Origin of the sequence: Bacillus cereus group sp. BfR-BA-01309, from assembly GCF_022664315.1 — a bacterium.
Classification (GTDB): domain Bacteria; phylum Bacillota; class Bacilli; order Bacillales; family Bacillaceae_G; genus Bacillus_A; species Bacillus_A mobilis.
Window position 1 is genome coordinate 119,974 of record NZ_JAKUHE010000002.1, and the last position, 14,171, is coordinate 134,144.

Here is a 14,171-nt window from a genome sequence, read left to right on the forward strand (position 1 = left end):
CACTAAACCCTCTCTACATTGTGTATTTATCTCTTTTTTAATAAGCAACACGTTACCTCCTAAATATATAAAATAGGAGGTAAGTGCTACTGTGTCTAATAAATAGACTTATTTATAATTGAAACTCTTACGGTCTCAAATTAAGTAACTCTTCTATAAAGAACTCACTTCCACCAATTGTACCATAAAACGTACTAGGTTACCTTTAATTCCCGAAGTAAATTCTAATTTTTGAGCCCTCTTTCACTTTAGCTCCTGCTTCTGGAGATTGTTTAATAACTTTATCTCCGTCTCCGCTTATATCAAGCTTCAAATCGACGAGTTGCGTCTGTAAATCTTTCTTTTTCATACCAATTAAATTCGGAACTTCCACAGTTGGTATATCGCCCCATTTATATTCTCTCTCTACTTGTTCTGTTCTCGGTTTCACGCCCATAACAGGAAGTGCATCACGAAGAATGTTCCCAACAATTGGCGCTGCTACCACTCCACCAAATTGCGTTACACCTTTCGGATTATCAACAGCAACATAGACAACAATTTCCGGATCATCCGCTGGAGCAAAACCGATAAAAGATACTATATAATTATTCTCTAAATATTTACCATCTTTCACTTTTTGAGCCGTACCTGTTTTTCCACCTACACGATACCCATCAATGAAAGCACCTTTACCTGATCCCTTTGCTACAACATTCTCTAGTGCATACCGAACTTTTTCTGAAGTTTCCTTGGAAATAACTTTTCTTTTTTCCACAGGTGTCTTTTTACTTACAACTTGATTGTTCTTCGGATCAATAAATTCCTTAGCTATATACGGCTGGTACAATGTTCCACCATTTACAGCCGCTGCTACTGCCGCTACTTGTTGAATTGGCGTAACAGAAACACCTTGACCGAATGAAGTTGTCGCTTGCTCGACTGGACCGACTTTATCTAAATTAAATAAAATCCCACTACCTTCACCTTGCAAATCAATTCCGGTTTTCTGTCCAAAGCCGAAATTACGAATATATTTAAACAATCGGTCTTTACCAAGACGATCACCAAGTTCAATAAATCCTGGGTTACATGAGTTTTGAACTACTTCTAAAAACGTTTGGCTACCATGGCCTCCCGCTTTCCAGCATTTCAATCTAGCTCCACCCACTTCAGCTGCTCCATCATCATAAAACGTATCTTTCTCTAAGTCTACTAAATTTTCATTCAAGGCTGCTGCTAACGTAATGATCTTAAATGTTGAACCAGGCTCATACGTACTCCATACTGGTAAATTTCTATTATATACTTCTGGAGAAACACTTTGAAAATCTGCTGGATCAAAGCTCGGTCGACTCGACATACCTAAAATTTCACCATTTTTCGGATTCATTGCAATCGCAATCATACCATCTGGATTATATGTCGACTCTGCAATATTCATTTCTCTTTCCATAATTCTATTAATACGTGCATCAATTGTTAAACCTAAATTCAAACCAGCTTCTGGTTTTTTGAAATCATCGCCAACATTAGGCATCCTTTGTCCCTTTGCATCTGCAAAAAAACGCACATGACCGTCATCACCATTTAGCTCTTTATCATAATATTTTTCTAGTCCCATAAGACCTTGGTTGTCACTACCTGCAAACCCTAATACGTGTGATAAAAAGTTGCCAAATGGATAGTACCGGATCGAGTCCTCTGCGATATAAACACCTTTCAAACTTAATCCTCGTACCTCTTTCGCTTTACCATGCGATATTTTCCTTCCGCCTTTATCTAACCTTACAATTGATTCTTTTTTTGTAATCCTCTTATAAATCTCATCTTTTTCCACACCTAATACTGCAGCTAACTTCTCTGCAGTCTCTGCTGGTTTTTCAATTTGCCTCGGTACAACAAAGACAGTTGGGGCACTTTTATTCGTAGCAAGTTCCACACCATTTCGGTCTAAAATTTTCCCACGTTCAGGTTCAAAAGTAATATTACGACTCCATGAATCCTTCGCACGATCCGTTAACATATTTCCAAGAAAAAATTGCACATATCCAAGACGAATATCGATGATAGTGAAAATAAGTATACCTGATATAAGTATAAAAATAAGTCGTTTTCTAACCGTTACATTTGATACACGCATATTGGAACAAGCCTCCCTTACGCCTAGCTTGTTCCAATATATGCTTGTACCTATTTAATTAGAACTTCTTCTCTTTTACCATTACGGTTTTTCTGCTTCTTGTTGTGGTTCAAGTGGCGGTACAAGTGTTACACCTAACTCTGTACCAGGTTGCAACAATGTTCCTTCTGCCACACTTTGTTCAGTTACGTATCCGGTACCCGTAGGTTTTAGGTTAAGCTTTAATGTTTTCGCTAAATTCATAACATCACGCAGTGCCCAGCCTTGTATATTTGGCATTGTAGGTTTATCTCCTACTAAGAAGACTCGGTCACCCTTCAATGTTTGCTCAGTCGCTTTCGGCACTTGCTGCTGTACTTTCCCTTCACCTAATACGATTGGACGAAGTTTTGCTTTATCAATAGCTTTTTTTGCTTCTTCCATCGTTTTTCCTGTTACATCTGGAACAGCAGTTTGTTGTTCTTTCACATATTTCTTCGGGTCTTTTATTTCATTTGGCTTAATCTTTAAATACTCTAAACTATTTTTGGTTACATATTTAAAAATATCAGCTAAAGGCTGTGCGCCACTCTCATCATCTTTCAATTTCGGTTGTTTCACAGCTACATATACAACAAGTTGCGGATCATCCATAGGTGCCATACCTAAGAACGAGAATATATAATTCTCTCTTCCTGTCATATAGCCACCTTTTCCATCCGGAATTTGTGCTGTTCCTGTTTTACCACCAACTGAATAACCATCGACTTTATAAGCTGTTCCTGTTCCTTTCGGTGATGTAACAACACGTTCTAATAACTGTCTTACTTGCGCTGCTGTTTCTTTTGTAACAGGTTTTCCCACTTCTTCTGGCTTATGTTCTAATTTTACTTCCCCTGTTATTGGATTTACAATTTTATCAACTGTATAAGGTTTCATCATTTTTCCATCATTTGCAATAGCAGTTGCAGCTTGCACAAGCTGAATTGGCGTTACAGTAGAACCTTGTCCAAAAGCTGTTGTTACTTGCTGTATTTGCTGATCGAATAAAATTGTATTTGAACCTTCACCAGGTAAATCAATCTTCGTTTTTTCATCTAATCCAAAGCTATGAATATACTTTCGGAAACGTTCTGGACCAAGTTTTTGATCCCCTAAAATCGCAAACGCTACGTTGGAAGAGCGCTCTACCCCTTCATCAAATGTGATAGATCCCCATCCAGCGCCGCCGTTATGATCTTTTATTTTTCGGTTTCCGACTTGATATGTACCAGACTGATAATAATCTTGTCCTTTATACACACCTTCATTAATAGCTGCTGCTAGCGTGAATATTTTCATTGTTGATCCAGGTTCAAATGCATTTGCAATTGCGTCATTGAAAAAATATTTAATTTGACGGCTATTTGGATCATAACTAGGTTTACTAGACATCCCTAATATTTTCCCTGTTTTTGGATCCGCAACAATTCCTATTAAGCTTTCCGGTTCATAATGCTTACTCGCAGCTTTCATCGCATCTTCTAAATAACTTTGAATACGTTGATCTATCGTTAAATACGCGTTATCGCCGTTTTTAGGTGCCTCTACATTCACTTTCCCGCCGTCAAGAGACACACCTTTACGATCGCCTGTATAAGCTACTTTTCCGTTAGAAGCACTTAAATACTTATCTAAACTTTTTTCTAAACCAAATTGTCCTACCGAAGTTCCCTTATCATTCGGTTTAGCATGACCTATAACATAAGATGCAAAATCACCGTTTGGATACACTCTTGCATTTTCAGTAATAAAGGATATGCCTGGCAATTTCAATGCTTCTATTTGTTCCTTCTGTTCTTTCGTCAAATCTTTACCTAGCGTTCCAAATTCGACTTGGCTTCTATCTTCTTTATTTAGCGTATCTAAAATCTTCGCTTCATCTTTTCCGAGTACTCCCGCAATTTTCTTTGCAGTATCCTCTTTATCCTTAACCTGATTCGCACCTTTTAATTCCGCTACAAGTTTATAAGAGTTTGCATCTTGCGCTAATACATGACCATTTTGGTCATAAATCGTTCCTCGATTTGCTTCGAGAACTCCTGCTTTACTATGTTTTTGCTGAGCGAGTTTATCCAAATCTTGATTATGCACTGTTCCTGTTGCTTGTATGTAAAAAAATCGGGCTAATAATAGCAAAAAGAGCAGGAGGAATAAAATCATAAAGTACCCTGCTCCCTTATTGGTATGAAATTTAGTCATATTTCTCTTCATTTTCCCTTCACACCTATTGCCTTATTTGAGGCCCTTCACATTATTCGCATTAATTTCTAGCCCGTGTTTTTTTGCAACTTCAGCGATTCGTTCATAGCGACTTAACTTCTCTACTTCAGCCTGCAACTCTTGATTCTCTTTTTGCTGCTGCACAATTTTTTGTTCTATCGTCGCTGCTTCTACATTAACTTGATAAAGGCCTGCTTTATTTCCAATAAACGCTACACAGGCATACAATAAAAAGCCAATAAATGCTACATACAACAGTTTTTCGATTCTTGTAATCTTCGCTTTAGCTTTTGGCTGAACCATTTGCTGTGGGGGCGTTTGAATCTGTACCTCTTCTTGCGCTTGTTGTTTGTACTTTACAGCTAAGTTACTCATACCTCTCTCCCCTTTTTATCGTTTTTCAGCGATTCTCAATTTCGCAGAACGCGCTCGATTATTTTCTTCTAACTCTATATCAGAAGGTAAAATCGGTTTTCTTGTAATAAGCTTTAGTTTCGGCTTAAATTCTTCAGGAATAATCGGTAATCCTGGTGGCAATTGTGGAGTTGTACTATTTCGCTTAAACGTCGTTTTACAAATACGGTCTTCTAAAGAATGGAATGTTATAACACTAACTCTTCCGCCTGGCTTGACCATCTCAATTGCAGATTCCAACGCTTCTTCAAATACTTTCAATTCATCATTTACGGCAATACGGATCGCTTGGAACACTCGCTTCGCAGGATGTCCACCCGTTCTACGAGCAGGAGCTGGAATACCCTCTTTAATTAGTTCTACTAATTCCGCTGTCGTTTCAATAGCTTTATTCTCACGATATGCTTCAATTTTCCTAGCTATTTGTTTTGAAAATTTCTCTTCACCATACTGGAAGAAAATCCTTACAAGCTGCTCATATGACCAGCTGTTCACAACATCATATGCTGTTAAGGGGGCATCTTGATCCATTCGCATATCTAACGGTGCATCATGATGATAACTAAAGCCACGCTCTGGTGTATCTAATTGCGGGGATGAAACACCTAAATCAAATAAAATACCGTCTACTTCTGTTATACCTAATTCCTGTAGTTTTTCAGATAAATAACGGAAATTACTTTTTACTGTTATAAACTGCTCACCGTATGAAGAGAACTTTTCTTTCGCATTTTGAATCGCTATCTCATCTTGATCAAACGCGATTAATTTTCCACCTTCAGTTAATTGGGATAATAAATAAGAACTATGTCCTCCTCCCCCCAGTGTACAATCTACATATGTACCACCTGGCTTTATATCTAAGCCGTCTACTGTTTCCTTTAAAAGCACTGTTACGTGTTTAAACATTGTTGCACCTACTCTTTTTCCAATTAATTATGTTGAATGCATCTCTTCCCCTAAACGCATATTTCACGATTAGAGAACGAAATACTATGAAAGAACGACTCATTTAACTTGCCTACAAAGGCAGCATACTATACAAATCGCTATTTTCTTTTATTATATACTAAATTTTATCATCTTTTGCGGGAATTTAAATAAAAAACTGTCGAAAAAGATAATAATACGTTTACATTTTGTGCTATTTTGTCATATATTTAAGTATCCTGCATAATTACGATATCTATTGTTTCCAAATTGATAATTCAGAAAAATTTCACTTCACAGTAAATTCAACGGAACAAAAATAAAATCCTGCTCCTAAGAGCAAGATTCTATAGTTTTATAACATGATGTTTTCCATCCCAAGAAAACGGGTTTTCCATTACACGATCAACAAAATCCAAACCGAACTGATTTAAATAGTAACATACATTCCACACACGCTCTTGCGGCGCCCCTAATGGACGAAGCGCAAATTGTATGCGACGGAATTTATTTAACTGCACTTCATGTTTTTTCTCAACATTTCTTTTCAACATTCTTTCCAACAGTTCAATTTGTTCATTAATTTTGAATTCATTTTTCCCTGCAAACGTACTTAATCCAGGATCTATTTTCTTCACAAACTGTTGTAATGACGTATGGATATCAATGATTTCTTTTTTCGCCTCTACAAATCGATCATCTATCGGTTCCTCTATTTGATTAGATAACCAGTTTTCACGCAGCGTATCTACGTTATTTAAGAACGGATCACTGTCTTGCAATTGTAAATCGCGTAAATCTGTCGCTATATCCCTCTCTATATAAGTGATTGTAATACGCGGAACGACAGGTGGCATTCGGAAACCGATAGTATGGAAGACTTGTTGTAATTCACTCCAGTAAGCTAATTCCCCTGGCCCTCCAATAAACGCAAGCGTAGGAAATACATACTCTTGCATAAGAGGGCGCGTTACAACATTATTACTAAAGCGTTCCGGGCTTCTCTCCATCTCTTCCATCAATTCCTCATACGAAAAGGAATACGCTCCATCCTTCCCAACAAACTTCCCTTGATTATCTTCAAGTAATACTCGCTCATTATCAATTTCCATGAATATATGCAATGCATTATACTTTGTTTCAATAATTGGTTTATATCCTAATTCTTTAATTACTTCCTGTTGGTTATGAAGCCCCTCTTGCACTTCTTTATACTTACCTATAATTCGCTTGAAAAACGGCACTTCTAATTTTCTTAATTCAGGATGATGCGAATCAACAAGAATTAAACCAGAATGCACGAACATTTTCATAATAAGATGGCCAAAGAAATCTACATACGTATTCGATTTCTCCAAAGAATCATCAATAAATTGTAGTACATCCTTTGTAAAATTCGTTTCAGGGTATGTTTTGAAAATTTCTTCAACCCACTTTCTACAGTCTTCCAAAGCAAGTTCAGACTCTGAAGCACTCGCCTTTTTCGGATTACGATCATGAAAAATAGTCTTTTTGATTTTTTTATTCTTCGTTACAAAAGTATGATTAATTTCATCCATATCATGGTCTTCACCAGCAATCCAGAAAACAGGAACAACTTTAACACCTAGACTTTTTTCCTTTTCCCTCGCAAGCTGTAAAACTGAAATAATTTTATGAATTGTATAAAGTGGTCCAGTTAATAACCCAGCTTGTTGTCCAGCTATAACAACATATGTATTTTCATCTTCAAGCGCTTTTACATTTTGAATCGTAGCTTCTCCCGCTTGTAATTTTGTATTATATTCTAATAAATGCGCTACTAAATCTTGGCGGAAAAACTCCCTCTCACGCAAATCATGTACACGCTGTTTAAAAGCATCTTCTGTTAACATATAGTCAAAACACGACTGTATCTCTTTTTTACCGTTCATATAGTCCGCTACAACACCTTGTTGCGGAACAGAGATTTCTTTTATCTCCATATAATTCTTCCTTTCGTATCCTGTTCTCTCACCAATCCACATTGTAGTCAATGTTGCACGTAAAAGCAAAGAATTACACTTATCCTTTTACTTCTAATCCTTTTATTGCATCGAACAAAAATTGAAGTGTCGGAACGGATCGTTGCTGTTTCTTAGCTTCTTCTATCACATATCCAACAATCGCACCGATTTCCGTTTGTCTACTCGCCCTCACGTCAGCCAGCATAGATGATGTATTATGAGACGTTCTTTCACATATGCGGCGTACCATTTCCCATACCATTTCTTTTTCTTCTTTAACGAGAAAGACGACTTCCTGAAATACTTGTTCCATCAATCGATAAAAAAAAGGGTTCGTAATCAACTCTCCGTTCTGAACTTGTAATAATGCTGTCAACGGATTAATACATGCATTAACTACTAATTTTTTGTGCATAACATTCTTCCAATCATCTTCTATTTGAATCGGAAAATGAGGAAAAGGAAAACAATTAAATATTTTTTCAAACTGCATAGACTGACCGTGCACGATTCCAAACTTCGTTACACCTATCCCTGTATGATAAACGATATGTTCTTCTTTTTTCGCACCATGCTCTACAATCCCAACCGCAATATTTTCATTCCCGATTTGCTGCATAACATGAAGATGCGACATTCCATTTTGCAAAAAGATTAATGAGGATTCCCTTCGCACAAAAGGTAGTATGTCAGTTATATGATATTGCTTAACAGCAATAAATATATAGTCTAACTGCTGGTCTATCATACTTTCTATTGGTAAAACAGGCGGGAATACCGTTTCACATTTCCCCTCCCTCATACAAGTTACACCCATTACATTCAATTCCTCAGCCTGTTTAGCTGTCCTTGTAAACAACGTAACATCTTGCTTACTTTTTTGTAAATAAAATGCATACAATAGACCGATAGCTCCTGGTCCTACAATTCCGATTTTCATTTTCACACAAGGAACTCATATGAACACGATACATAAGTCCCTTTTCCCTCCCCCTTTTCATCCCGCAAAAACCTGATTGATGCGGAATCATAATTAACTACAGGTGAACAAATCCCACCGATTACAGTTTCACTTTATCTTCCTCAATTATATGAATACAGTTTACAATTTTATTGCTCTTTGACAAACAAATGCAACCTCTTCTTCAATATGTATATACTACCTATTAATATGCTTCTACTCTTAGTTTAGCAAATCCTCAAAAAAATAATAAAAGAAATATACTATAATCTTCATAAAAATAAAAAAATGAGTTATAATATTATTATAAATATTTTTACTTTTCTGCATTCAACGAGACAAGAAAAGGATGTGATGTTATGGGATTCCCAAAAGTTGAGCGCTTGCTCATCAATTATAAAACATTAGACGAATTTAAAAAATTTAAAGGTTGCGGAGCTCAAGAACTATCCATGTTAGAAGAATTACAGGCAAATATTATTGAAAATGATAGTGAATCTCCATTTTACGGTATTTATTATGGCGGATCACTAATTGCACGTATGAGTCTATATATGAAACGGAACGGCGGGGAACCATTCGAAATTACGGGTACTTACCTAGAACTCTATAAACTTGAAGTGTTACCAACTTTCCAAAAACAAGGATTCGGAGAAATGCTTGTAAATTATGCGAAGGGGCTACAGTTCCCAATTAAAACGATCGCGCGTATCCATTCAGCTGGTTTTTGGGATAAATTAAATTTCCAGCCTGTATCAGTACCCGATGGTGATTTTTATGTTTGGAACCCAGAAACAAATTTGAATACGGTTACAAACGAAGAGTCTGCATAAGAAATAAAAAAACAGCTACATAGCAGCTGTTTTTTTATTTCTTTAACTTTTCTAATTTCCCATTCGAACGAGCACTATTTCTTTCTGCTACCATTACACTTCTTTTTTGATCGATATAATCAAGCAATGTTCTATATTCTTCCTCATATACTGATAATCGCTCCAAAAGACTCTCTCTCTCTGTTTGTAACGAGTCAATTTGCTGTTGCAACACCATTAAGGAGTTTTCATCTTTATAATTTTGCAAGAAATCAATAACATCATTCAATGTAATTGACGTGGGCTCTAATACCTTTGTCTCTTTCACTTCATAATTTTCTACTTTACGTAGTTGCTTCGCTTCTTCGATACGTTCTTTGTATTGCTTCCTAACGTAAGAATTCCATCTAAAGCCACATGCTGCTGGTGTACGAGATAAATGTCTTCCCACTTCTTTAAAGGCAGATAATTGCGTTCCACCTTCTTGAATATGCCGGAGTACTACTTCTGCCAGAAGCAAATCTTCATCATCAGTCCAAGCATCTTGTCTTGTTGTCGCCATCTCTCTAGTCCTCCCTATGCATTTTTTATTAAACATATGCAGTTACTAGAAAAGATAGAATACAACAAATGAAGAATAAGACAAAAAAAATAAACGTAGAAGATATCTTCTACGTTTATTTCCCGCAATTACTTGCTGATTACTTCTTTACCTTTGTAAGTACCGCATGCTTTACATACACGGTGAGCTAATTTCGCTTCACCACAGCTTGGGCACTCTACCATACCAGGTACTGATAATTTGAAATGCGTACGACGCTTTCTTTTTACTGTTTTAGAAGTTCTTCTAAAAGGTACAGCCATTCTTCCCACCTCCTTAAAAGAAATAGTTATTTTCATATGAAGGCCTAAACCAGTCTTCCGATTATTTGTCAAAAAACTTTGCAAGTCCTGCTAATCGTGGATCAACAGTCTTTTCTTTGTTTTCTTCCGAAATCACTTGCCAGTCTTGACCTTGCATCGGTGCTCCACCAGAAACATCATCACTGAAAATTTGCATTGGAATCTCCAAAAGTATATTTTCCTTGATTACGGGCAGTAAGTCAAGTACTTCTCCTTCTAAACAATGAATTTCAGCTTCAGTTTCAAATTCTTCTTGTGAAGTTTGGAACACCTCAGTTGTTTTAATGTCAAATGGTAATGTCACATCTACTAAAGAGCGAGAACATGGTAAAACCATGCTTCCAGTTATATGTAGATGGAACGTAAACTTACCGGATCCAAAATCAACTCTTCCTGTTACATGAACAGGATTAATTTCACGAATATCTTTCTCGACCTCTTGTAGCTCACTTACATCTACCATCTCATCCAATGTCAATCCTTTATTTCTCAATTTATTCAATTGATGGATGGACCATTTCATATCATATCACCTCAAGGCAACAAACAAAATTATAGCTAGCCATTTTATATTTGTCAATGTTTTTTCTTTACACTATAATGAAGTCATCATAGTAAATAATATATAGAGTATCACGTTTTTCAAAAAGATGCTACATCGAAAGGAGAGATTACCATAAAAGCCAGTGGTATAGTTGTTGAATATAACCCTTTTCATAACGGTCATGATTATCATGTGCAACAAACAAAAAAGTTAACACACGCTGATATTACAATCGCTGTTATGAGTGGCCCTTTTTTACAGCGTGGTGAGCCAGCACTCCTATCCAAATGGTATCGTACCAAAATGGCCTTATCATGCGGTGTAGACCTTGTTGTAGAGCTTCCATACGCCTTTTCAACACAAAAGGCTGAAACCTTTGCAAATGGTGCTATTTCCATTTTAAACGCCCTACACGTTTCTGAAATTTGTTTCGGTAGTGAAGATGGACAGATCGAAAATTTTTATAACACCATTTCTGTGCAAAAAGATGAAGAAGAGACTTTTAATCGTCTTGTAAAGCAATTTATGAATGCGGGTAACAGTTACGCAAAAGCTACATCTGACGCCTTCCTACACATTTTACCATCCGAAAAAAACATAGACATGTCACAACCGAATAACATATTAGGATTCCAATACATGAAATCAATTTTCTTACAAAATAGTTCTATGCAAGCACAAACGATAAAAAGATTCGCATCTCATTATCATGATGAAACATTTAGCGATCAACATATTGCAAGCGCAACTAGTATTCGCAAGCAACTTTTTAGCGAAAATAGTTCTTTTGCAGAAATTGAACCTTTTATCCCAAAAGCGACTGCTTCTCTTTTAGCAAGCTACAAACAAAACTACGGGATATTACATAATTGGGAACAATACTTTTCATTTTTTAAATACAAACTCATGACGATGTCTCCAGAAGACTTACGACATATATATGAAATAGAAGAAGGTTTAGAGCATCGTATTTTATCAAAAATACAAACCAGTTCTTCCTTCCATTCATTCATGGAAGCATTAAAAACGAAGCGTTACACGTGGACTAGATTACAAAGAGCTTGTACACACATTTTAACAAATACAACAAAAGAAGAAATACATAGCGCAAATATAGAGCAGCATGCACCGTACATTCGTCTACTAGGCATGTCACAAAAAGGACAAACTTACCTTTCAAAAAACAAGAAAAAAATAGAACTTCCCATCCTTACCCATACAAAAACATTTGACCATCCTATTTTATATATAGAGAGAAAAGCCAATTCTGTATATTTCTCCATCATGCAAGAACCATTACGAACACAACTACTAAAACAAGATGCAACACACCATCCAATTCGTTATGATGAATCAACTGCAAAATTTCTATAAAAAAACCTCTCTTTTTCAGAGAGGTTTATTTTTTCTTACCCATTTTTTCCAAATACAGTAATGCATCATCCAGCGTATCTACTGGCACAACTTTCATTTTTGTTTTAATATCTTTCGCAGCCTCAAGTGCATCTTTATAATTCGATTTCTCCTCACCTTTTTCATTTGGCGCAAAGAACACTTCAGCACCAGCATCACTTGCAGCGACCACTTTTTGCTGAATACCACCAATCGGTCCAATTTCTCCCTTTTCATTAATCGTCCCTGTTCCAGCTATTTCATGCCCTCTTGTTAAATCATCTTCCACAAGTTGATTATATATTTCTAATGTAAACATTAGGCCTGCCGATGGTCCGCCTATTTCATGAGAATCAATTTTCACTTTCGGATCTACCACTAATTCTCTTTCCGTAACGATAGAAACCCCTATGCCAACGCGTCCATTTCCATTTGGGATGGTCTTTGCATTTAGATCTTCTTTTAACTGTTTTCCATTCCTCTTGTACTCAATATTTACTGTATCTCCTTCTTTTTTCCCTGTCATATATTCAATAAATTGCTCCGTCTTTTCAAAAGTTTTTCCGTCGACAGCTACGATAACATCTCCAAGTTTAAGCTTTCCTTCTGACGGCATCCCTTTCGCTACACCAGCAACCAATACACCTTTATTTTCAAAAGAAACAGTACGATTTGCACGTTTATAAGCATTATAGATGGCTGCATTTTGCGAATCTTTCATCGCATAATTTTGCCGAAATTGATATTCTTCATCACTTTCACCTTTTTGCAATATTTCTTCCGCTTTCGAAATATGTGTATATTTATTAAACTGTGCCGCTATTAAATTCACCACATTTGCTGGTCCCATTGAAACCGTAACAAGCATAAAATCACCAGATTCTTTCGTTCCACCCTCCACTTGAACGTAAGGCTCTAATTTGGCCGCCATCCCTGGTTTTGTTACATAATACGGTAAACGTACGTAAACAAGTAACATCGCCAATATAACCCCTATTAAAATTGCATATATAAACCGAAAACGCTTAAACATTATGTTTCTCCTTCCATTGCTCAATTAATAAAAAAATATTTGCAACATGTTTTTCAGCTTCTACTTCTCCAACTCGAATAATGTCTTCAATATTTGTAAAAGCACGTGAACTAAATTGTTCTACAGCTGGTCGCATCATTAAATCCGATGCAATTTGCCGATTCATCACAAGCTCATGTTGCATAATTTCAATACTCTGCATAATTACATCATAAATAGACGTAACCTCTCCATTCACTTTAATCGGGGATACATCAACAGCAATAACAATATCGGCACCTAACTCTTTCACAACCGATACTGGAATGCGATCAATCACTCCGCCATCCACCAATAATCGTCCATCTATTTTTTCTGGCACAAACACTCCAGGTACAGATATGCTAGCTCTCACCGCCTCTGCAACAGGACCACTTGTAAAAACTACTTTTTCCCCCTTCAAGATGTCAGTAGCCACAACAGCCGTCGGGATATCTAACTCTTCTAAATTTTTATTATATGTAAACATTTTAATCATATCTTTGACACGTTTTCCAGCAATAAATCCCATTTTCGGAACCGTAAAATCTAAATAATATTTCCTCTTAAAAACATTTGCCAGTTTATACAGCCTTTCAACGTTTGAGCTAGCTGCATAAAATGTACCTACTAAAGCCCCCATACTACTTCCTGCAATCATATGAATCGGTATACCATTTTCCCTTAAAACTTTTATAACACCAATATGAGCAAATCCTTTTGCCCCCCCAGACCCAAGAGCTAAACCAATTTTCGGTTCTTTCATTTTTCTCACCCTTTATTTTTTTTCATTCCTTTTTTCATACTTATGGTCTA

13 protein-coding genes are annotated in these 14,171 nt (G+C 36.5%); 2 read left to right on the plus strand and 11 right to left on the minus strand.

Annotated elements, in window-relative coordinates; all coding sequences use genetic code 11:
* Positions 1 to 205: 205 nt before the first annotated feature.
* The 6 genes from MR115_RS04110 to panE all read right to left on the minus strand — a co-directional run bounded on the left by MR115_RS04110 (position 206) and on the right by panE (position 8,638).
* Positions 206 to 2,122: a stage V sporulation protein D gene (locus tag MR115_RS04110; RefSeq protein WP_242240085.1), complete on the minus strand. Its 1,917-nt coding sequence runs from the start codon at positions 2,120 to 2,122 to the stop codon at positions 206 to 208.
* Between the two features lie 81 nt (positions 2,123 to 2,203).
* Positions 2,204 to 4,354: a penicillin-binding protein gene (locus tag MR115_RS04115; RefSeq protein WP_472926388.1), complete on the minus strand. Its 2,151-nt coding sequence runs from the start codon at positions 4,352 to 4,354 to the stop codon at positions 2,204 to 2,206.
* A 21-nt stretch (positions 4,355 to 4,375) separates the two neighbouring features.
* Positions 4,376 to 4,738 carry a cell division protein FtsL gene (gene ftsL / locus MR115_RS04120; protein ID WP_000067081.1) on the minus strand — a complete coding sequence of 121 codons (363 nt, stop codon included), beginning with the start codon at positions 4,736 to 4,738 and terminating at the stop codon, positions 4,376 to 4,378.
* 15 nt (positions 4,739 to 4,753) lie between these two features.
* On the minus strand, positions 4,754 to 5,686 hold the full coding sequence (rsmH, locus tag MR115_RS04125) for a 16S rRNA (cytosine(1402)-N(4))-methyltransferase RsmH (RefSeq protein WP_242240087.1): 933 nt from the start codon (positions 5,684 to 5,686) through the stop codon (positions 4,754 to 4,756).
* Positions 5,687 to 6,054: 368 nt separating this feature from the next.
* Positions 6,055 to 7,671 (minus strand): bacillithiol biosynthesis cysteine-adding enzyme BshC, encoded by a 1,617-nt coding sequence (gene bshC, locus MR115_RS04130; RefSeq protein ID WP_242240094.1) that lies wholly within the window; start codon positions 7,669 to 7,671, stop codon positions 6,055 to 6,057.
* A 79-nt stretch (positions 7,672 to 7,750) separates the two neighbouring features.
* Entirely contained in the window at positions 7,751 to 8,638 is an 888-nt protein-coding gene (gene panE / locus MR115_RS04135) for a 2-dehydropantoate 2-reductase (RefSeq protein WP_242240096.1), read from the minus strand.
* 374 nt (positions 8,639 to 9,012) lie between these two features.
* Here panE and MR115_RS04140 point away from each other — a divergent pair, with 374 nt between their 5' ends.
* Entirely contained in the window at positions 9,013 to 9,486 is a 474-nt protein-coding gene (locus MR115_RS04140) for an N-acetyltransferase (RefSeq protein ID WP_000506704.1), read from the plus strand.
* A 34-nt stretch (positions 9,487 to 9,520) separates the two neighbouring features.
* Here the strand turns inward: MR115_RS04140 and MR115_RS04145 are convergent, their stop codons facing one another.
* The 3 genes from MR115_RS04145 to MR115_RS04155 all read right to left on the minus strand — a co-directional run bounded on the left by MR115_RS04145 (position 9,521) and on the right by MR115_RS04155 (position 10,891).
* Positions 9,521 to 10,027, minus strand: coding sequence for an RsfA family transcriptional regulator (locus MR115_RS04145; protein ID WP_242240099.1), 507 nt, complete (start codon positions 10,025 to 10,027; stop codon positions 9,521 to 9,523).
* Positions 10,028 to 10,155: 128 nt separating this feature from the next.
* Positions 10,156 to 10,329: a 50S ribosomal protein L32 gene (rpmF, locus tag MR115_RS04150; RefSeq protein WP_001984764.1), complete on the minus strand. Its 174-nt coding sequence runs from the start codon at positions 10,327 to 10,329 to the stop codon at positions 10,156 to 10,158.
* 61 nt (positions 10,330 to 10,390) lie between these two features.
* Positions 10,391 to 10,891: a YceD family protein gene (locus tag MR115_RS04155; RefSeq protein WP_061678255.1), complete on the minus strand. Its 501-nt coding sequence runs from the start codon at positions 10,889 to 10,891 to the stop codon at positions 10,391 to 10,393.
* Between the two features lie 153 nt (positions 10,892 to 11,044).
* Between MR115_RS04155 and MR115_RS04160 the strand changes: the two genes are divergently transcribed.
* Positions 11,045 to 12,286 carry a nucleotidyltransferase gene (locus tag MR115_RS04160; protein ID WP_309243093.1) on the plus strand — a complete coding sequence of 414 codons (1,242 nt, stop codon included), beginning with the start codon at positions 11,045 to 11,047 and terminating at the stop codon, positions 12,284 to 12,286.
* 25 nt (positions 12,287 to 12,311) lie between these two features.
* On the opposite strand, the gene MR115_RS04165 is transcribed toward MR115_RS04160, so the two are convergent.
* Positions 12,312 to 13,337: a SepM family pheromone-processing serine protease gene (locus MR115_RS04165; RefSeq protein WP_242240105.1), complete on the minus strand. Its 1,026-nt coding sequence runs from the start codon at positions 13,335 to 13,337 to the stop codon at positions 12,312 to 12,314.
* Positions 13,330 to 14,121 (minus strand): patatin-like phospholipase family protein, encoded by a 792-nt coding sequence (locus tag MR115_RS04170; RefSeq protein WP_061678258.1) that lies wholly within the window; start codon positions 14,119 to 14,121, stop codon positions 13,330 to 13,332. Before MR115_RS04170 ends, MR115_RS04165 begins: the two co-directional genes overlap by 8 nt.
* Positions 14,122 to 14,171: the final 50 nt, after the last annotated feature.